This is a genomic window from Zestomonas insulae (assembly GCF_016901015.1).
GTDB classification, from domain to species: domain Bacteria; phylum Pseudomonadota; class Gammaproteobacteria; order Pseudomonadales; family Pseudomonadaceae; genus Aquipseudomonas; species Aquipseudomonas insulae.
This window is the reverse complement of the sequence record NZ_JAFEUP010000001.1, coordinates 41973-61119: the sequence shown is the minus strand read 5'-3', so window position 1 is coordinate 61119 and position 19147 is coordinate 41973. Positions and strand designations below refer to the sequence as shown.

General features: G+C 65.3%; 22 protein-coding genes. 18 read left to right on the top strand and 4 right to left on the bottom strand.

The window, feature by feature from the left end:
• Window positions 1–393 precede the first annotated feature (393 nt).
• The 8 genes from fliD to JQX08_RS00275 all read left to right on the top strand — a co-directional run bounded on the left by fliD (window position 394) and on the right by JQX08_RS00275 (window position 6713).
• Complete coding sequence (gene fliD, locus JQX08_RS00310; RefSeq protein WP_204913872.1) at window positions 394–1719, top strand: flagellar filament capping protein FliD; 1326 nt, start codon at window positions 394–396, stop codon at window positions 1717–1719.
• A complete protein-coding gene (gene fliS / locus JQX08_RS00305; RefSeq protein ID WP_204913871.1) occupies window positions 1716–2114 on the top strand; it encodes a flagellar export chaperone FliS in 399 nt (132 codons plus the stop codon). Before fliD ends, fliS begins: the two co-directional genes overlap by 4 nt.
• Window positions 2098–2403 carry a hypothetical protein gene (locus JQX08_RS00300; protein ID WP_204913870.1) on the top strand — a complete coding sequence of 102 codons (306 nt, stop codon included), beginning with the start codon at window positions 2098–2100 and terminating at the stop codon, window positions 2401–2403. Before fliS ends, JQX08_RS00300 begins: the two co-directional genes overlap by 17 nt.
• A 3-nt stretch (window positions 2404–2406) precedes the next feature.
• Window positions 2407–3558 carry a flagellar hook-length control protein FliK gene (locus JQX08_RS00295; protein WP_204913868.1) on the top strand — a complete coding sequence of 384 codons (1152 nt, stop codon included), beginning with the start codon at window positions 2407–2409 and terminating at the stop codon, window positions 3556–3558.
• A gap of 63 nt (window positions 3559–3621) precedes the next feature.
• A complete protein-coding gene (locus tag JQX08_RS00290; RefSeq protein ID WP_204913866.1) occupies window positions 3622–4140 on the top strand; it encodes a flagellar basal body-associated FliL family protein in 519 nt (172 codons plus the stop codon).
• 9 nt (window positions 4141–4149) lie between these two features.
• Window positions 4150–4884: a FliA/WhiG family RNA polymerase sigma factor gene (locus tag JQX08_RS00285; RefSeq protein ID WP_204913864.1), complete on the top strand. Its 735-nt coding sequence runs from the start codon at window positions 4150–4152 to the stop codon at window positions 4882–4884.
• A gap of 3 nt (window positions 4885–4887) precedes the next feature.
• Complete coding sequence (gene motA, locus JQX08_RS00280; protein WP_204913862.1) at window positions 4888–5760, top strand: flagellar motor stator protein MotA; 873 nt, start codon at window positions 4888–4890, stop codon at window positions 5758–5760.
• Window positions 5757–6713 (top strand): OmpA family protein, encoded by a 957-nt coding sequence (locus JQX08_RS00275; protein ID WP_204913861.1) that lies wholly within the window; start codon window positions 5757–5759, stop codon window positions 6711–6713. The genes motA and JQX08_RS00275 overlap by 4 nt, the downstream gene beginning before the upstream one ends.
• An 8-nt stretch (window positions 6714–6721) precedes the next feature.
• On the opposite strand, the gene JQX08_RS00270 is transcribed toward JQX08_RS00275, so the two are convergent.
• The 4 genes from JQX08_RS00270 to flgA all read right to left on the bottom strand — a co-directional run bounded on the left by JQX08_RS00270 (window position 6722) and on the right by flgA (window position 10285).
• A complete protein-coding gene (locus JQX08_RS00270; RefSeq protein WP_204913858.1) occupies window positions 6722–7168 on the bottom strand; it encodes a hypothetical protein in 447 nt (148 codons plus the stop codon).
• Window positions 7165–8046, bottom strand: coding sequence for a winged helix-turn-helix domain-containing protein (locus JQX08_RS00265; RefSeq protein WP_204913856.1), 882 nt, complete (start codon window positions 8044–8046; stop codon window positions 7165–7167). The genes JQX08_RS00270 and JQX08_RS00265 overlap by 4 nt, the downstream gene beginning before the upstream one ends.
• A 376-nt stretch (window positions 8047–8422) precedes the next feature.
• On the bottom strand, window positions 8423–9301 hold the full coding sequence (lafA, locus tag JQX08_RS00260; protein WP_204913855.1) for a lateral flagellin LafA: 879 nt from the start codon (window positions 9299–9301) through the stop codon (window positions 8423–8425).
• 237 nt (window positions 9302–9538) lie between these two features.
• The gene (flgA, locus tag JQX08_RS00255; RefSeq protein ID WP_239481938.1) at window positions 9539–10285 is read right to left on the bottom strand and encodes a flagellar basal body P-ring formation chaperone FlgA; all 747 of its coding nucleotides are present in this window, start codon (window positions 10283–10285) and stop codon (window positions 9539–9541) included.
• Between the two features lie 167 nt (window positions 10286–10452).
• Between flgA and flgB the strand changes: the two genes are divergently transcribed.
• The 10 genes from flgB (at window position 10453) to flgK (ending at window position 18979) form a co-directional block, all read left to right on the top strand.
• A complete protein-coding gene (gene flgB, locus JQX08_RS00250; RefSeq protein WP_204913853.1) occupies window positions 10453–10818 on the top strand; it encodes a flagellar basal body rod protein FlgB in 366 nt (121 codons plus the stop codon).
• 6 nt (window positions 10819–10824) lie between these two features.
• On the top strand, window positions 10825–11253 hold the full coding sequence (flgC, locus tag JQX08_RS00245) for a flagellar basal body rod protein FlgC (RefSeq protein WP_204913852.1): 429 nt from the start codon (window positions 10825–10827) through the stop codon (window positions 11251–11253).
• A complete protein-coding gene (gene flgD, locus JQX08_RS00240) occupies window positions 11253–11933 on the top strand; it encodes a flagellar hook assembly protein FlgD (RefSeq protein WP_204913850.1) in 681 nt (226 codons plus the stop codon). The genes flgC and flgD overlap by 1 nt, the downstream gene beginning before the upstream one ends.
• Window positions 11934–11958: 25 nt before the next feature.
• Window positions 11959–13146, top strand: a complete 1188-nt coding sequence (gene flgE, locus JQX08_RS00235; RefSeq protein WP_204913849.1) for a flagellar hook protein FlgE — start codon at window positions 11959–11961, stop codon at window positions 13144–13146.
• 9 nt (window positions 13147–13155) lie between these two features.
• Entirely contained in the window at window positions 13156–13881 is a 726-nt protein-coding gene (locus JQX08_RS00230; RefSeq protein ID WP_204913848.1) for a flagellar basal body rod protein FlgF, read from the top strand.
• Window positions 13882–13959: 78 nt separating this feature from the next.
• Window positions 13960–14745 carry a flagellar basal-body rod protein FlgG gene (flgG, locus tag JQX08_RS00225; protein ID WP_204913847.1) on the top strand — a complete coding sequence of 262 codons (786 nt, stop codon included), beginning with the start codon at window positions 13960–13962 and terminating at the stop codon, window positions 14743–14745.
• A gap of 10 nt (window positions 14746–14755) precedes the next feature.
• The gene (gene flgH / locus JQX08_RS00220) at window positions 14756–15418 is read left to right on the top strand and encodes a flagellar basal body L-ring protein FlgH (RefSeq protein ID WP_204913846.1); all 663 of its coding nucleotides are present in this window, start codon (window positions 14756–14758) and stop codon (window positions 15416–15418) included.
• 14 nt (window positions 15419–15432) lie between these two features.
• Window positions 15433–16536 (top strand): flagellar basal body P-ring protein FlgI, encoded by a 1104-nt coding sequence (locus tag JQX08_RS00215; protein WP_204913845.1) that lies wholly within the window; start codon window positions 15433–15435, stop codon window positions 16534–16536.
• Window positions 16536–17615: a transglycosylase SLT domain-containing protein gene (locus tag JQX08_RS00210; RefSeq protein ID WP_204913844.1), complete on the top strand. Its 1080-nt coding sequence runs from the start codon at window positions 16536–16538 to the stop codon at window positions 17613–17615. The genes JQX08_RS00215 and JQX08_RS00210 overlap by 1 nt, the downstream gene beginning before the upstream one ends.
• A complete protein-coding gene (flgK, locus tag JQX08_RS00205; protein ID WP_204913843.1) occupies window positions 17612–18979 on the top strand; it encodes a flagellar hook-associated protein FlgK in 1368 nt (455 codons plus the stop codon). The genes JQX08_RS00210 and flgK overlap by 4 nt, the downstream gene beginning before the upstream one ends.
• Window positions 18980–19147 lie beyond the last annotated feature (168 nt).

Genomic DNA, 19147 nt, shown 5'->3' with positions numbered 1-19147 from the left:
GTAGAGCATTCCCCGGCGTGCGCGACACGCCCATGTCGAGTTCGTTTAGCTCGCGCTTTCTGTGGGCGCGAGGCGGGGCCGATGCGGTTTCGCAACGCCGCCTGATAGTTCTCGATGTAGGGCGCGCATCGCGCTGCCGATCACCAGTGCATAGCTCCTGTTTCCCGCCCGCGATTTCCCCTCTATTCGCCTTAAGCGCGCGCCTTCCGCAGTCGCCTGTTTATCCATGACGCCACGCCTGCGCGTCGGGCGGAAGCGCGTCTTCCGCTTCCGCTCCGCGCGCGCCCCGGCGGAAGTTCGGCTTCTCCATCCATAGGGCTGAAACGGCTCTGGAATGCGGGTTTCGGCTATTGGCACCGTAATTGCTCTAGACCAGTCAAAGAGGATTTGTACATGGCGATTGATTCGGACTACATCAAGCAGATGGCAACCCAACTGGCCTCTTACGAGGTGCAGTCGGCGCAGGCCAAGGCACAGCGCAATGAGGCGGACTACAAGGCCCAGCTGAGTGCCGTGACCTCGTTGGACAGTGCATTGAAAACCTTCAAGTCGGCGCTGTACGGCATGAAGAGCGGCGGCAGCACCATGCTGATCAACAGTGCCACCTTCAGCAAGGCCGACATGGCCACCGCGAGCGTCGGCACCACTGCCGTTCCAGGCAGCTACCAGTTCTTCGTCAAGCAGCTGGCCAGCACCCATCAACTGGCCCTGGAAGGGTTGGCTGACGGCAGCTTCGGCGCCAGTGGCCTATTGACCATCGGCCAGGGCAGCAACTCGTTCAAGGTCGACCTGAGCACCATCGACAGCGATGGCAACGGCAGCAATTCGCTGGCCGAGCTGGCTGCAGCAATCAATGCGGCGGCGGACAACACCGGTGTCAAAGCCACCCAGGTGCGCAGTAACGGCACCGTGTCGCTGGCCCTGGCGGCAGAGAAGAGCGGCCTGGACAACGCGATCAGTACCCTGACGTTCTCCGGCGGCGGCGCCCTGGCCGATGCCATCGCCAACAAACGCGAGCTGTCCAAGGCGCAGGACGCCGAGGTCTACCTGGGTGGCGAAAGTGGCATGAAGCTAACCAGCAGCAGCAACACTTTCGAGAACGTCATCGACGGCGTCAGCCTGACCTTCAACAAAGCCCAGGCCAGCGGCGAGCAGGCTCTGGCCGTGGAGATCGGCCAGGACAAGAAGGCCACTACCGATAAGGCCAACGTCTTCATCGGCGCCTTCAACACCCTGATGGGCACCTTCGACACGCTGACCGCCAGCGGCGGCGAGACCGCTGCGCGCGGCGTCTTGGCTGGCGACTCCAGCGTGCGTTCGATCGAAACCATGCTCAACCAAGTGGTGCGCACCGCGTTTGGCGGCAAAACCCTGATGCAGTTCGGCATTGTCGCCGACCGCAACGGCAAGTTGACCATCGACAGCGCGCGCTTCGAGAAAGCGGTGGCCGCCGATCCGGAAGGCTTCGAGAAGCTGTTCACCGACAAGGGCAACCTGCTCGACAGCGTCGACAAGAACCTCGCCGCCTACACCAGCAGCGTCAACGGCGTGATGAAGAGCCGCAAGGATAGCCTCAACGCCATGCTGAAACGCGTCGACGATCAGTACGACAACATCCAGAAGCAGTACGACAACTATTACGGCCGTTACCTCAAGCAGTACACCAGCATGATGCAGACCATGGCGGCCATGGAACAAACCTCCGGAATGTTTGCATGAGCAACTACCAATTGAACGAAAGCTACGACAGCTACCGCTCCGTCGACCTCGAGGCGCGCGCTGCCGCCGCCTCGCCTTACGAACTGGTGCTGGTGCTGTTCGACGGCCTGCTCGACGAGCTGGCCCGCGCGCGCGGCCATATCGAGGCCAAGCGCTTCCAGCAGAAGGGCCAGTCGCTGGAGAAGTGCCTGAACATCCTCAATGGCCTCAACGGCGCACTCGACTACGAGGCCGGCGGTGAAGTGGTGCAGGGTCTGGCGCGTCTCTACGACTACTGCATCTACCGAATCTCCGACGTCAGCGTGAGCCTGTCGCTGGAGGGTCTGGACGAAGTGGTGGGGCTGCTCGGCGTGCTGCGCGAGGGTTGGGCGGGTGTCAATGACGGCCGTCGCTGAACTGCGCGCGCTGCACGCCTGGCTGACCGGCGTGCTGACGCAGCGCGATTGGGATCGTCTGGCGGATGTCGACCAGGCGATTCGCACCCAGTTGCAGCGCCTGGGCGGTCGCGAGCTGTCCGCCGAGGAGCTGAAGGCCAAGCGCGCGTTGCAGCAGCTGCACGAGCAGGCGCGCAACGCGGGTGCGGACGAATGTGCACGGTTGCGTCGCCTGTTGCTGACGCACCTGGAGTACGCCGAAGGGCGATCGGCCTACATGCAGGTCGACCTGATGCAGGGTGGGAGATAAGCCGTGCTGCAAGTGATGAGCCAAGCCGCAGCCTCGGTTGCGCCAACTGCCGACGCGCCGGTGCTGCCGCAGGGCTTTGCCACCGCCGGGGCGGCCAGACCGGCCGCGGGTGCGCCGGCACAAGCGGGCGCAAGCTTGCCGGTTGAGATCGCGCTGCCGGCCGCGTTCGGTGAGCAGTTGGCGCGCAGCGCGCGGGACACCTCGGCCGAAGCACCGGCGCAAACCGACGCAGTCGATACCGAGTCCAGCCAGGACGGCAGCGAGCCGAACGCGCTGGCACTGCCAGAGGCCGAGCAGTGGTTGCAGAGCATGCTCGACCAGCAGGCGGTAAGTATCCAGGCGCGCGATCACGCTGAGGCTGCGCAGGCCGACGCCGACGCGCTGGCGCCGCTGCCGGGTGGCGAGCTGGCGGCGCTGCTGGGTGCGCAAGTGGCCGCCGCGCCAGCACAAGGACTGCCGGGCAAGGCCGCGCCGCTGCCGAACGCGTCGCCGGTGGCCCGTGCCGAAGGTGCAGTCGATGCGTTGCCGGCAGCGTCGAGCACGCCGGTCGGCAAGCTCGCCGAGGTGCTGCCGGTGCTGGCGAATACCGCCGATAGCCTGGACGGCCAACTGACTGCACAGCTCGATCGGCTGGCCGGCAGCGCGCCGCAGGCAGTCGATGGCAACAGCACGGCCACCCTGCCGTATTCGACCAACCATCAGCTGCCGGCGCTGGAGCGTCATCTGACGCTGCAGGCGCCGGAATCCAAGTGGGGCGAGCAGATGCTGCATGCGCTGCGCGACAGCGTCGAGTTGCAGGTACGCCACAACGTGCAGAACGCCAGCATCCGCCTCGATCCGCCCGAGCTGGGCAGCCTGGAGATCTACCTGAGCCACGACTCGGGTCGCCTCAACGTGCAGATCTCCGCTGCGCAGGGCGATGTCGCGCGCTTGCTGCAGCAAACCAGCGACCGCCTGCGCCAGGAGCTGGTCGGGCAGAACTTCGTGCAGGTTAACGTGCAGGTCTCGGCGGACAGCCAGTCCGGTGGCCAGCACGGGCAACAGGGACGCCACCGCCCGTTCGACGACGAGCCGGTGCTGGCCCAGCCGCGCAATACCGCGCAGCCGGAGAGCGGCCAGACCGGGCCGGCCAGCGACGTGCTGGTCACGGTGTAAGGCAATACGGCTGCCACGCGGATGCGTGGCGGCCATGGGTTTAACCAGGAAGAAGAATCTGTCATGACGATGCCACGCATCATGCTGTTAGTCCTTGTATTGAACACCCTGATCGCCGTCGGCGGCGTGGTGTTCAACTACCAGTTGGTCAAGCCGCTGCTGGCCGCCAGCCAGGCGGCCAAGGTCAGTGCGCCGGTGCTCGGCGAAGACGGCAAACCGGTCGAGGCGGCGCCCGCCGCGGAAGCTGCCGAAGAAGAGGTCGAGCCGGCGGAGTACGCGTTCTTCCCGGTGACCAAGATCATCGTCAGCCTGCAGGGCAAGGACCGTGAGCATTACTTCATCGTCGACCTGGTGCTGCAGGCCAACCTCGAAACCGAGCAGAAGAAGCTGCAGCAGATCGACCCGATGGTGCGCAACTCGGCGGTCGCCTATCTCTCCGCGCTGAAGTTCGACGAGCTGCGCGGCAAGCCGATTCCCGAGCTGCAAGTGGCACTCGAACAGGCCCTGCTCGCCGACTTCGCGACCAAGAAGATCGTCGCGCCGTTCGAGCATGTGCTGGTCAGCAAGCTGATCGTGCAGTAGGCCCGGCCCATGAACGCCAACTGCGCCATCGATTACGACTACGCCGCCGGTTCCGGCGGTCATCTGCTGTTCGCCCCCGGCGCCGAGCAGAAGTGGTTGATGCAGTACCTGCCGCTGGTCAAGCGCATCGTCGGCCAGCTGTCGCTGCAGGCCAACCAGGTGCTCGACCGCGAAGACATGGAGCAGATCGGCCTGATGGGCCTGTTGGAAGGCCTGCGGCGCTACGGCACGCCCGACGAGCAGTTCGCCGGCTTCGCCGCGCTGCGCATTCGCGGCGCGATTCTCGATGAGCTGCGCCGCCAGGACTGGCGCCCGCGCCAGGTGCGCCAGCAGGCGCATCGCATCCGCGACGGCATTCGCAGCCTCAGCCGGCGTCTCGGCCGCGCGCCGAGCGACGCGGAAATCCTCGCCGCCACCGGGCTCGACGAGCAGGCCTACCAGGAGTTCCTGATGGCCGAGTCTTCCGAGGCCATCGAAAGCCTCGACGAGCTGCTACAGAACGGCCACGAGGGCTTCGCCAGCGTCGAGGCGGGGGTCGAGGAGCGGGTGCTCAAGGAGCGTCTGCTGGCCCAGGCGCTGAGCCAGCTGGATGAGCGCGAGCGATTGGTGCTGACGCTCTATTACCAGCACGAGCTGAGCCTGAAGGAAATCGCCCTGGTGCTGGAAGTCAGCGACGCCCGGGTCTGTCAATTGAGCAAGCAGGCCATCAACAAGGCCTGCCGTTATCTAACCGAGAGAAACTGAGCCGTGCAGAAAGTATTAGGTGCATTGATCATCGTCGGCTGCGTGCTGGGCGGCTACGCCATGGCCAACGGCGATATGAGCGTGCTGTGGCAGCCGGCTGAAGTGCTGATCATCCTCGGCGCCGGCCTGGGCAGCCTGGTGGTCGGCAACCCCAAGGAAGTGCTGGTCGAGATGTGCGCGCAGATCAAGGGCGTGTTCGTCTATACCCGGCGCGGCGAGGAGTTCCAGCGCCAGTTGCTGATGCTGCTTTATGAACTGCTGGAGATGGTCGATGCGGGCGGCCTCAAGGTGCTCGACGAGCACATCGAGGAGCCGGAACAGAGCGAGCTGTTCGCCAAGTACCCGCTGATCCTGCAGGAAAAGAACCTGATGTTCTTCATCGCCGACAACTTCCGCCTGATGGCCATGGGCAAGATCAGCGCCCACGAGCTGGAGGGCTTCCTCGAGCAGGAGCTGGAGGCCATGGAGCACGCGCTGCTGCTGCCGGCGAAGTCGCTGCACAAGGTCGGCGAGGCGATGCCGGGCTTCGGCATCCTTGCCGCGATCATGGGCATCATCATCACCATGGGCAGCATCGGCGGCTCGGTCGCCGAAGTCGGCGCCCATGTGGCTGCCGCGCTGGTCGGCACCTTCCTCGGCATCTTCTTCTGCTACTGCCTGATGGACCCGCTGTCCAACGCCATGTCGCAACGAGTCAAGACCGAACTGTCGGCGCTCGAGTGCGTACGCACCACGCTGGTTGCGCACGTTGCCGGCAAGCCAACTCTGCTGGCGGTGGACGCCGGGCGCAAGTTGATCGAACAGGACGTCAAACCGGCCTTCAAGCAGCTGGAGATCTGGGTCAACGAGTATGAGGACCAAAGGGAAGCGGCATGAAGAAGCGCGTCGAGAAGGACCATGAAATCATCATCAAGCGTCGCTCGAAGAAGGGCCACGCGGAGGAGCACAGCTCGGCCTGGAAGGTCGCGTTCGCTGACTTCACCTTGGCGATGATGGCGCTGTTCATGGTCCTGTGGATCGTTCAGCCGCGCAACGAGATGCAGAGCAGCTCCTCCGCCGACCAGCAGAACAACCCGCTTGTCGATGGCGGCGCCGGAGTGTTCGACGGCAGCAGTCGCACGCCGCTCGACCTGGATGGCGTGCCGGTGACGGTGAGCCGCGAAGTGGATGCCGCCAACGATGCCGACAAGCCGCAGGAGCGCAAGGCGACCCATGAGGCATCGAGTGAGGCGCCCAAGCATTACGCGACCAGCGCCGACATGCAGGAGCTGGCCAAGCTGATGGAAGTGGTGGCGCTGCATGTCGATGCGCTGGCCAACGTCGAGATCAGCGTGGTGCCGCAAGGCCTGCGCGTGCTGATCAAGGACGACCAGCAGCGCTTCATGTTTCCGCGTGGCAGTGCGGTGCTCGATCCGCACTTCAAGGGTTTGCTCGAAGCGCTGGCCAAGGTGCTGGCCAAGGTCGACAACCGGCTGATCATAAGCGGTCACACCGACGCCATTCCGTACCGCGGCAAGGCCGGCTACAACAACTGGAACCTGTCTGGCGACCGGGCGCTGCGTGCGCGCAACGTGATGGTCGACGCCGGCATGCCGGCGGCGGGGGTGCTGCAGGTCACCGCGCAGGCCGACGTCATGCCGCTGCGCCCGGACGATCCGCAGAACGGCGCGAACCGGCGCATCGAGCTGCTACTGCTGACCAACCAGGCGGAAACGCTGTACCGCGAGCTGTTCGGCGAGGGCAGTGCGCAAGCGCGCTACTCCGCCGGCGGCAGCGAGTTCGTCGCGCCGCAGCACAAATCGCAGGAAGTCGAGAAGGCTGCGCTCTAGCAGCGGAGCTAGCTACCGCCGGCGCAGTACAGCTGGCGGGTCTCGCGGGCGTACAGGCAGCCGTGCAGCGGTTCGAGGTGAATCACCGCGCCCTTGTGCCGGCCGTAGAGCAGGTTGAACAGCAGGGCGTTATCGATCTCCGCACGCAGCCGGGTGACCTCGCCGCTGTCGACGCGCAGCAGGTAGCGGTCGTCGCTGGCGTGCTCGATGTGCCCCGAGGTTTCCACCAGCACATCACCCTGACGACTCATCGCGTAGAAGCGCCCATCGCTGAACTGGATGCTGTGCGTCGCATTGATCACCGCACCGGAGCTCAAGCGAATCTGCCCCTGCGAGCCGTAGCGACCACTGAGGTCGGCGGCGGGTTTGAGGGTCAGCCAGAGTGCGCCGCCGATGGCCAGCAGCAGGGCGCCGCCGGCCAGCGCACCGAGGGCAGTGCGGGTGCGGCGGTTCATGGCAGACACCCGCGCAGTTGCGCTTCATCGAGCATGGAAAGCTGATCCTTGTGCACCATCAGCCATTGCACCTGGCCCTGGCCTCTGACGCAGAGCACTTCGAAAAAATCCGCATTGCGGCTGATGATCAGCTCCACCGGCCGGGTGGCCAGCGCGGCCATGCGCTGCGCCAGGGATTGGGTGTCGGCGATCAACTGGTCGCGCTGGCCTGGATCGGCTTCCTGGTAGCGAATCGAGGTGGCGCCCAGGCGCGCGCGGCTGTCCTGCGGATGGGCGGTGGCATACAGCTGCAGGAACAGGACCAGCAGGGTGATGCCGGCGACCACCAGCACGATGCCGCTGAGCAGCCAGTGCGTGCGGCGCGTCGGCGCGGCCGGTTCCGCGGTCGCTGGCGGTGGCGCGGCTGGCACTGCCGGCACTACCGGTATCGATGCCGGAACAGTCGGCACCGGCACGGCGGGGCTGTCGACGATCTCGTTGTCGCTCGGTGGCAGATCGAGGTAGTGCGGATTGAGCATGTAGCCGCGGCGCGGCAGGGTCTGGATGATCTCGCGGGTTTTTTCGTCGCCAAGCACCTGGCGCAGGGTATAGATCTGCTGATTGAGGCTGCCCTGGCCAACCACGCGGTCTTCCCAGGCAAAGCTCATCAACTCCTCGCGCGACACCACGGTGCCGGGCTCCTGCAGCAGACGCTCCAGCAGGCGGCTGCCGGAATAGCCGAGGTCGACCTTTTCTTCTTGCGTCCCCCGGGCCAGCACCAGTTGGTAGCGCGCTGGATAGAAGCGCGCCAAACAATCGCCGTGTCCGGTGCGGATGACCAGGCACGAGGCGATTGCCGCTGTAGGTTCGGGCGCCAGAGGCGCAACGGGCGTATTCATGCTGACCAGGGCTACCTGTCGCTCATCCGTGGGCGTTCGCCCGGTACACAAATCGGATGGCATTTTGACGTCAAAAAAATGGTGCTGCAAGTCTCATTCGGAAAGTCGAACGGGTCAAACTATTCGGCAGTGTGATTATTACTAACGCGCGTTATATCGGCGGTGAACGGGGAAGCTGCAGGTTCGCCATCTGAAATTCTTCGTTCGCTGATCGCCCGAATTGATGTGGATGACCAATCAGTGCATGTGCGACGCGGTGATGAAGGCGGGGGATACGGCCACTCGCCGAGTGGCGGAGGGGAAATGACAAACGCCCCGAACCAGTCGGGGCGTTTGCGCAGTGCGGTGGGCCGAGTCCGTTCGGCCGCTACAGGTCTTAGCCCAGCAGGGACATGACCATGCCGGGCATCTGGCCGGCTTGCTTGAGCATGGAAATGCCGGACTGCATCAGCATGCTGTTCTTGGTCATGTTGGCGCTTTCCTTGGCGAAGTCGGCGTCCATGATCCGGCCTTTGGCCATCTCGGTGTTGTCTTTCATGTTGCCCAGGTTGTTCGCGGTGTGGTTCAGGCGGTTGATGTTGGCGCCGAATGCCGCGCGCAGTTTGCCGATGTCGTCCAGGGCAGTGTTCAGCGTGGTGATCTTGCCGTTGGCAGCAGTCTGGGTAGCGATTTCGGTGCCCGGGGTGGTGCTGGCGGTGGTGTACTGAGTGGACAGGCCGCTGAACGAAGTGCCCAAGGCGCTGGACTTGGCGGACACGTCCAGGGTCAGTTTTTCAGCAGCGGTGGAGCCGATCTGGAAGTCGACAGCCGCGCCGAACTTGTTACCGGTACCGGTTTTGCCGAACAGCTTGGCACCAGCGTAGGTGGTGTTGTCCATGATGTTGGACAGCTCTTTGCCCAGCTCGTCGTATTCAGCTTGCAGCGCGTCGCGGTCAGCCTGGGCGGTCGTGCCGTTCGCTGCCTGGGTGGCCAGGTCTTTCATGCGCTGAACGATGTCAGTCATTTCGTTGAACGCGCCTTCGGCGGTCTGCAGCATGGAGACTGCGTCGCTGGTGTTGCGCATGGCGACATCCATACCGCGAGCTTGAGCGCTCAGGCGGGTAGCGATCTGCAGGCCGGCGGCGTCGTCGGCAGCGGAGTTGATGCGCAGGCCAGTGCCCAGGCGCTGCTGGTTGGTACCCAGAGCGTTGTTGGTCTTGCTCAGGTTGGTCTGGGTGATCAGCGAGGAGTAGTTGGTATGGATCGACAGAGCCATTTTTGTGTTCCTTCAGTGCATGAGGGCTTGAGAGAAGCTGGCTTTGAGCGCCTGCTGAAGGGGTAAGGCGACTGGCTTTTTCGCTGACTTAAACCGCGGGCAGTTTTTTTTCTGCAGAGAGGGATGGTTAGTTGCTTGGCGCCAGCGGTGGCGGGGCTTGGCGTGCTGAAAGTTTTTTTGCCGCCGTGGCCATGGGCGGGTGCAGCGGGGTGCGCCTACCGCTGCACTTGTGTGCGCCTATTTGAAGATGCTGCTCACCACCCCCGCTTCGAGCACTTTCGCCTCGATGACCTTCTCGCTGCTCAGGTTGCGCACCTTGATCACTTCGCCGGGGCGGCCGTCGCGCAGCGCCTCGCCCTGGGTTTCCGCCTGGATGCCGTCCTGGCTGGCGACGACGCGCACCTGCTGGCCGCGCTTGATGACCACCGGACCGATCAGCAGGCCGGGGCTGAGTGGTTGATTGGCGCGGATGCGCCGTTTGGCGGTCTGCCCGATGACGTCGTCGCGGCGCTGATAGAAGCCGCGCGGCGCCTTGCCGACATTCAATTCCTGCGTGGCGAGCTGCGCGGCGCCGATCGGCTGGTCGCGCTCGATCACCGTGCTGGCGAACAGCGCCGGCACGAACACCGTGGCCTGGCTGTTGACCAGCACCGACCAGCCCGCCGGGTCGCTGCAGCTGACCTTGAGGCGCTGCCGCGCCAGCGGCGCAGGGCTGGCATCGATGTTCTCCACGCGCAGTGGGGCGGTGCAGGTGCTGAGCTTGGCGGTGCTGTTCAGCACGTTGTCGCTGTGGCTGAAGCGCATGCCTTGCCAGCCCTGGCGCTTGGCTTCGGCGTCCAGTTGGCTGGCGAGGTGGCGCTGCACCGCCTGGTCGATCTGCTGCTCGACTTCGTTGGCTGCCTGCAGCGCTGGCGCGACTAGCAGCAGGGCGAGGGCGGTGGTACGCCGCCAGGCGGAAACAGCGCTTCCGCATCGCGCGCGCAACAGCCCCGTAAGCGGAAGTTGGGTGGCTCGCTGGCGCGTGATGGTTTGAATAAAAGCCAATGAAATCAAGGAAATATCCGTGCGTCTCGGTTTGGGCATGGTTCCTGCTCTGCTGCTGGCCTAAGCGGGAATGGCGTCATGCCGGACCTTGGTTGAGGAAATTGGCAATGAGTATACGGATTGACGAGTCGCTGGGGGTTCACGCCCGTGCGCTCGAGTTGCGCACGCTGCGCAGCGAGCTTCTCGCCGCCAACCTGGCGAACGAGGACACCCCGGGCTTCCAGGCTCGCGACATCGACTTCGCCGGCGAGATGCAGCGTCTCGATGAGGATGCCGCCGGCCCGCGCGCCAGCGCCAGCCTGGACACGCCGCTGAAGTACCGCGTGCCGAGCCAGCCCTCGCAGGACGGCAATACCGTCGAGCTGAGCACCGAGCAGGCCGAGTTCTCCAAGAACGCGATGGATTTCCAGACCAGCCTGAGCTTCCTCAGCATGAAATTCCGTGGCCTCAAACAAGCGATCGAGGGGCGATAAGCAGCCATGTCATTCGATTCCATCTACCGCATCGCCGGTTCGTCGATGAATGCGCAGACCGTGCGCCTCAATACCGTGGCCAGCAACCTGGCCAACGCCGATTCCGCCGCCGCCAGCGCCGACGAGGTGTACCAGGCGCGCAAGCCGATGTTCGCAGCCGTCTACGAGAACGGCGAGCTGAGCCGTGGCGCCGGCATGGGCGGTGCCCATGTGCAGGTGCTCGACGTGGTCACCGCTGGTCGCGAGGCCAAGCGCCGCTACGAGCCGGACAACCCGCTGGCCAACCGCGACGGCTACGTGTTCTACGCCAATGTCAACGAGATCGAAGAGATGACCGACATGATGTCGGCCAGCCGCAGCTTCGAGACCAGCGTCGATGTCCTCAATCGCGTCAAGAGCATGCAGCAAGGCCTGCTCAAGCTGGGAGAAGCCTGATGGCCAGCGTCAATTCCGCCACCGACAGCAGCCGGTACGGCATCAACAGCGACGAGCAGATCAAGTCCGCGGTGAACGTCAGCGACGCCACGCAGATGGAGAACAACTTCATCAGCCTGATGGTTGCGCAGATCCAGAACCAGGACCCGACCAAACCGGTCGACAGCACCGAGTTCCTCAATCAGTTCGCCGCCATGTCGCAGGTCAAGAGCCTGGAAAACATGACCAACCTGAGCAAGAGCAACCTGGTCCTGCTCGACAACCTGCAGACCCTGTCGGCCGCCGGCCTGGTCGGCCAGGACGTCAAGGTCACCACCGACAAGGTCGAACTGGGCGCCGACAGCGTGAAAGGCCAGATCAACCTCGAGTTCGCTTCCGGCAAGACCACCCTGCGCCTGACCGACGTCAACGGCGTGAAGACCGACATCGCGCTCGGCAGCCAGGTCGCCGGCGCGGTGCCGTTCGAGCTGGATGCCGCCAAGCTCGGCCTGGAGCCGGGCAGCTACAGCATCGAGGCGATAACCGACAGCGGCGAGTACCCGAAGCTGGAAGTCGCCGGCCGGGTCAGCAACGTGCGGGTCAGCAGCGACGGGCCGGTGCTGGATGTCGCCGGCGTCGGCTCCGTGCCGTTCTACACCATCACCGAATTTGGCCAGAACGCGCTCGCCGGCCTGCTCTGAGCGACTTGATTAGGAGAGTTTCCCCATGAGTTTCAATATCGCCCTGACCGGCCTGACCGCGGTCAACGACCAGCTCAACACCATCAGCAACAACATCGCCAACGCCGGCACCACCGGCTTCAAGTCGTCGCGCACCGAGTTCGGCAGCGTCTATGCCGACAGCCAGGCGATGGGCGTCGAAGTGCTCGGCAAGACCCAGAGCATCAGTCAGGGCGGTGCCCTGGTGTCGACCGGGCGCAGCCTCGACCTGGCGATCTCCGGCGGTGGCTTCTTCGTCACCCGCAGCACCAACGGCGAGCAGGGCTACACCCGCGCCGGGGTGTTCGGCGCCGACCGCGACAACAATATCGTCAACGCCGCCGGCCAGCGCCTGCAGGGCTACCCGGTGGACGCCGGCGGCAACCTGCTGGTGGGTAACCTCGGCGACCTCAAGCTGAGCTCGACCAACCTGCCGGCCAAGGCCACCGACACCCTGGCGTTCGTCGCCAACCTGGATTCCAACCAGACCGTGCCGACCGTGGCGCCGTTCGACCCGGCCAACGTCAACACCTACAACTCGACCTACACCACCAAAGTCTTCGACTCGCAGGGCAAGGAACACACCTTGACCCAGTACTTCGTCAAGACCGGCGCCAACGCCTGGACCGCCCACTACTACGCCGATGGCGGCGCCGTCGGCGCACCGCAGAACCTGACCTTCGCCACCAACGGCACGCTGACCGGCCCGGTCGCGCCGGTTACCGTGGGCTTCCCGCTGGCGGGCGTCGACCCGATGAGCGTCGCCATCGACTACACCGGCAGCAGCCAGTACGGCTCCGACTTCGTGGTCACCAGCAACCGCGCCAGCGGCTATGCGGCCGGCGAGCAGACCGGTCTGTCGGTGGAGAAGGACGGCATGATCTACGCCAACTACAGCAACGGCCAGCGCATGCTGCAGGGCCAGGTAGCCCTGGCCAACTTCGTCAACGCCGGCGGCCTGCGCAACGAGAGCGGCACCGCCTGGAGCGAGACCTCCGAGTCCGGCGCGGCGCTGATCGGCGTACCTGGCGTGGGCGCGTTCGGCGAGCTGAGTGCTGGTGCGCTGGAGAGCTCCAACGTCGACCTGACCCAGCAACTGGTCGGCCTGATGGAAGGCCAGCGCAACTACCAGGCCAACACCAAGGTGCTGTCCACCGACAAAGAACTCACCCAAGTGCTGTTCAGCGCGATCTGAGGTTGAGCCATGGACCGTTTGGGATACACCGCGATGACCGCCGCCAGCCGCACCATGACCTCGCTGGCGGTGCGCGCCAACAACCTGGCCAACGTCAACACTCCGGGCTTTCGCGCTGACCTCGAGCAGGCCGAGGCGGTCAACGTCGCCGGCTACGGCTATGACAGCCGCCATCTGGCGCGGGTCGACGACAACGGCGTGAGCCTGACCCCGGGGCAGTTGATGGCCACCGGCCGCGACCTCGACTTCGCCATCCAGGGCCCCGGTCTGATTGCCGTGGAAGGCGCCGACGGTGAGCGCTACACCCGCCACGGCAGTGTGCAGGTCGATGCCGACCTGCGCCTGACCATCGGCGGTCGTCCGGTGGTCGGCGAGAACGGTCCGCTGGTGCTGCCGGAGTACGACAGCCTGAACATCGGCAACGACGGCACCGTCTCGGTGATCCCGCGCGGCGATTACCTGATGGCCGAAGTCGGGCGCATCAAGCTGGTCGACGTGCCGGCCAACGAGCTGACCAAGCAGCAGGACGGCCTGCTGACTACCAAGAACGGCCAGCCAGCCGAGGCCAGCGAGGGCGTGCGGCTGGTCTCCGGTTACCTCGAGGCGAGCAACGTGCAGGCCATCGACCAGTTGGTGGCGACCATGAGCCTCAATCGGCTGTTCGAGACCCAGGTGAAGATGATGAAGGCCGCCGAGGACCTGTCCGACAGCGGCAATCGGCTGATTCGCGGCTGACCGGGGGCGGCAATCCGCCTCGCGCCATGAACCATACATTCCGGCCTCGACGGGCCACCAGTTGAACGAGGGATCTCCATGAGCTCCGCACTTTGGGTAAGCAAGACCGGCCTGGCCGCGCAGGACACCGCGATGGCTGCGGTGGCCAACAACCTGGCCAACGTCAACACCACCGGCTTCAAGAGCGACCGCGTGGTGTTCGAGGACCTGTTCTATTCCATCGAACTGCAGCCGGGCGCCCAGGCCGATCAGGTCAACACCGTGCCGTCGGGCATCCAGCTCGGCAGCGGCGTGCGCGTCGCCGGCACGCAGAAGGTGTTCACCGAAGGCAGCATGCAGACCACCGGCCAGCCGATGGACCTGGCGATCATCGGGCGCGGCTTCTTCCAGGTCGAATCGCCGGATGGCCAGACCTTCTATACCGAGAGCGGCCAGCTGCAGCTCAACGCCGAAGGCGTGGTGGTCAACGCCCAGGGCCTGCCGCTGCAACCGAACATCCAGGTGCCGGAAGGCAGCAGCCGCTTCACCGTGGGCAGCGACGGTACCGTCACCGTGGTGCTGCCGGGCGAGACCGCGCCGAGCGAGCTGGGCCAGATCACCCTGGTCAACTTCGTCAACCCGGCCGGCCTCGAGGCCCTCGGCGGCAACCTGTACAAGGAAACCGTGGCCAGCGGCGAGCCGACCGAGGGCGTACCGGGCGAAGAGGGCCTGGGCACCCTGAAGCAGGGTGTGCTGGAAGGCTCCAACGTGCAGGTGGTCGAGGCGATGGTCAACATGATCGCCATCCAGCGCGCCTACGAGGCCAACGCCAAGGTGCTGGACGCCGCGTCCGGCATGCAGCAGTTCCTCAACCAGACCGTTTGAGGCTGAGCCGATGCGCACCCTGATCCTGCTGGCCCTGTTGGCGCTGCTCACCGGCTGCCAGAGCTTCAACGAGATGCTGCCGGACGACGATTCCAGCCAGTACCAGCCGCTGGAGCTCGACTACAGCCTGCCGCCGACCACCTCCGGCGGCCTGTTCCGCAGCGGCTACGGCGGCTCGCTGGTGCAGGACAAGCGCGCGGTGCGGGTCGGCGACATCCTCACCATCGTGCTGCAGGAGTCGACCCAGTCGAGCAAGAGCGCCGGCACCAGCTTCGGCAAGAGCAGCAGCATCGAAGTGCCGATTCCGACCATCCTCAACAAGGAATACGACCGGCTGAACACCTCGGCCAGCGCCGAGCGCGACTTCGACGGTTCGGCGAAGAGCTCGCAGCAGAACACCCTGCGCGGCTCGATTGCGGTCACCGTGCACAAGGTGCTGCCCAACGGCACGTTGCTGGTCAAGGGCGAGAAATCGCTGCGCCTCAACCAGGGCGACGAGTTCATCCGCCTCACCGGGCTGGTGCGCATGGATGACATCAACCGCAACAACCAGGTGTCGTCGCAGAACATTGCCAACGCGCAGATTTCCTACGCCGGCCGCGGCGTGCTCAACGACAGCAACTCGGCCGGCTGGCTGACGCGCTTCTTCACCCACCCGATCTTCCCGATGTGAGCGCCAGGTCAATCATGCGTGTGTCTCTGAAAATTGCCTTGCTGGCCGCCGGCCTGTGCTGGCCTTTGCTGTCGCGCGCCGTGCCGCTGATGGACCTGGTCGACGTCGAGGGCGTGCGCGGCAACCAACTGATCGGCTACGGCCTGGTGGTCGGCCTCGACGGTACCGGTGACAAGAACCAGGTGAAGTTCACCAGCCAGTCGGTCACCAACATGATCAAGCAATTCGGCGTGAACCTGCCGGAGAACATCGATCCGAAGCTGAAGAACGTCGCCGCGGTGAGCGTCACCGCCAGCGTGCCGCCGAACTACGGGCCGGGGCAGACCATCGACGTCACCGTGGCGGCGCTGGGCGACGCCAAGAGTCTGCGCGGCGGTCTGCTGCTGATGACCCCGCTGCACGGCGTGGACGGCGAGGTCTACGCGCTGGCCCAGGGCAACCTGGTGGTCGGCGGCCTCAATGCCCAGGGGCAGAGCGGCTCCAGCGTGGCGATCAACAGCGCCAACACCGGGCGCATCGCCAACGGCGCGAGCGTCGAGCGCGAAATTCCCAGCGATTTCACCGCGCGACCGGAAGTCTTCCTGAATGTCCGCGAGCCGAGCTTCCAGACCGTCAGCCGGGTGGTCGATGCGGTCAACGCGCGCTTCGGCTCCGGTACCGCCACCGCGCTGAATGCCACCAAGGTGGCGCTGCGCGCGCCGATCAGCAGCACCCAGCGCATGAGCTTCATGGCCATGCTCGAAGCGGTCGAGGTGCAGGAAGGCCGCAGCCGACCGAAGGTGGTGTTCAACAGCCGCACCGGCACCGTGGTGGTCGGCCAGGGCGTGCGGGTCAAGGCGGCAGCGGTGTCGCACGGCACGTTGACCGTGACCATCAGCGAGAACCCGCAGGTCAGCCAGCCGAACGCCTTCGCTCGCGGGCAGACCGTGGTCACCCCGCAGTCCGACGTGAATGTCAGCCAGGAAAAGAAACCGATGTTCAAGTGGCCGGAAGGCACCAGCCTGGAAAGCATCATCGCCACCGTGAACAGCCTCGGCGCCACCCCGGATGACGTGATGAGCATCCTCCAGGCGCTGGAACAGGCCGGTGCCCTGAACGCAGAACTGGTCGTGATCTGATGAGCATCGTGTCCCTGAGTCAGCACCTCGATGCCCGTCGCAATGCCGGCGAGGCGCCCGCCACGGCGCAGCGCGGCCAGCTGGAAGTCGCCGCCGAACAGTTCGAGGCGCTGTTCCTGCAGCAGATCCTCAAGCAGATGCGCAAGGCCAGTGACGTGCTGGGCGCCGGTAGCCCGCTGCGCAGCCGCGAGTCGGACACCATGCGCGACTTCTACGACGAAGTGCTCGCCGAGAACCTGGCCGGCAAGAAGCAGACCGGCATCGCCGACCTACTGGTCAAGCAGCTCGGTGGTGGCGGTGCGCAGCCCGACGAGCTGGAGCGCGCCAGCGCCGGCGCGCGCGAGGCGGAGCTGCCGCAGCGTCCGTCGATGAGCGTGCTGAGTCCGCTGGTCAGCGCCTGGCAGCGCGGCGTCGATCGCCTTGGCGAGGTCTGGCAGCGCGGCAGCGCGAATTTCCAGGCGCTGGTCGACAGCGTGATCCAGCAGGAGTCCAGTGGCCGGTTCGACGTGGTTTCGGCCAAGGGCGCGCGCGGCCTGATGCAGCTGATGCCGGACACCGCGCGGGAAGTCGCCGCCGATCTCGGTATCGCCTACGACGAGGCGCGCCTGACCACTGACGCCGCCTACAACAAGCGCCTCGGCACCGCCTACCTGGGCAAGATGCTGGATCGCTACGACCAGCACCCGGCGCTCGCCCTGGCCGCCTACAACGCTGGTCCGGCGCGGGTCGACGAATGGCTGCAGCAGAACGGCGACCCGCGCAGCGGCCAGGTCGGCGTCGGCGAGTGGATCGAGCGCATTCCATTCCAGGAAACGCGCGACTACACCCGGCGCATTCTCCGCGCGCTGCCGCAGGCCAGTGCGCCGGCGGCGCAGCCGCTCGAAGCGGCGCCGAAGGTCGAGGCCGCCGCGCTGAGCGCCAGTCGCGCGACTGTTGGCGATGTGCCATTTAAGTCGCCGGCCGCGACGGTCGCCTTGCAAGAGAGAACACCCATGGCCGCGCTTGGCGGCACCCATCAGTCCCGTTCGGCGGCGTTTGCCCAGCCGATCCGGATTGAGCGCAAGGAGACGGTTTCGTGAGCATCCTCAGCCAGATCGGCTACAGCGGCGTACATGCCGCCCAGATCGCGCTGTCCACCACCGGGCAGAACATCGCCAACGTCAACACGCCGGGCTTCAGCCGGCTGAACACGGTGACGACGTCGCTGGCCGGCACCGGTGCGTTGAGCGCCGGCGGCGGGGTGCAGGTAACCAGCATCCGGCGGCTGTCCAACGAGTTCCAGAATCAGCAGCTGTGGCGCGCCAGTACCGAGCAGAACTACTACTCCAGCTCGCAGCAGTACCTGACCGCCCTGGAAGGGCTGATGTCCGGCGACGGCTCGAGCATCAGCGTCGGTCTCGATCGCTTCTTCGCCGCGGTCAGCGAAGCCAGCGCCACGCCGGGCTCGGTCGCGTTGCGCCAGCAGATTGTCAGCGAAGCGCGCAACCTCAGCCAGCGTTTCAACGGCCTCAACGGCAACATCCAGGCGCAGCTCGATGCGCTGCACGAGCAGCGCGGTGCGATGGTCGCCGAGATCAACGGCTTGTCGGCCAACATCGCCGAGTTGAACCGGCAGATCACCGAAACCGAGTCGGTCAAGGGCGACAGCACCGCGCTGCGCGACCACCGCGAGAGCCTGATCGCCCAGCTCAGCCAGTACGCCGCGCTGCGCATCAACGAAGTGCCGGACGGCTCGGTGAGCGTCGCGCTGGCCAACGGGCAGCCGCTGGTGGCCGGTCCGTCGGCCGGTCAATTGCAGCTGGCGGTGGATGCCAATGGCGAGCAGGTGCTGTCGCTGACCTTCGCCGGTACCAGTTTTCCGCTCAAGCAGGACGGCTTCGGCGGTTCGCTGGGCGGCCTTTATGACAGCGAGTACAACTCGCTGCGCCCGGCACAGGGCGCCTTGCACGAGATGGCCGAGCAGTTCGCGCAGATGGTCAACGACGTGCTGGTAACCGGCTTCGACCTGGCCGGCAATCCGGGCCAGCCGCTGTTCACCTACACCGCCAGCAGCACCACCGGCATGCTCGCGGTGAATGCGCTCAAGCCCGAGGATCTGGGCTTTTCCTCGGTGGCCGGGGAGACCGGCAACAACGAGGTGCTGCTCGACCTGCTCGACCTGAAGGGCCAGAGCATCACCGTCGGCGGCAGCCAGACTACGGTCAACGACGCCTACGCCGGCCTGCTCGGCCAGGTCGCCAGCACCAGCCGGCAGAACCAGGCCGACCTGAAGACCGCCACCACCGTCACCAACCAGGCCCAGGCGCAGCGCGACAGCGTCAGCGCGGTGAGCCTGGACGAGGAGGCGGTCAACCTGATGACCTACCAGCAGGCCTACCAGGCCAACATGAAAGTCATCAGCACAGCTAACCAGATGTTCGACGAGATGCTGGCCGCCTTCTGAGCGGACCGGCACGGCCAGCGCCAAGAGGCAGTTCAAAGTCTTGCGAGCTAGAGCCAGGCAAGGCGAAGTCGAGCGAAGAAGCGCAGTTTACGGCTGTAAATGAGCATTCTGAGCTCGATTTCAACGCGGAATGGCCGACGCACAGCAGGCGTTGAACAGGCTCTAACA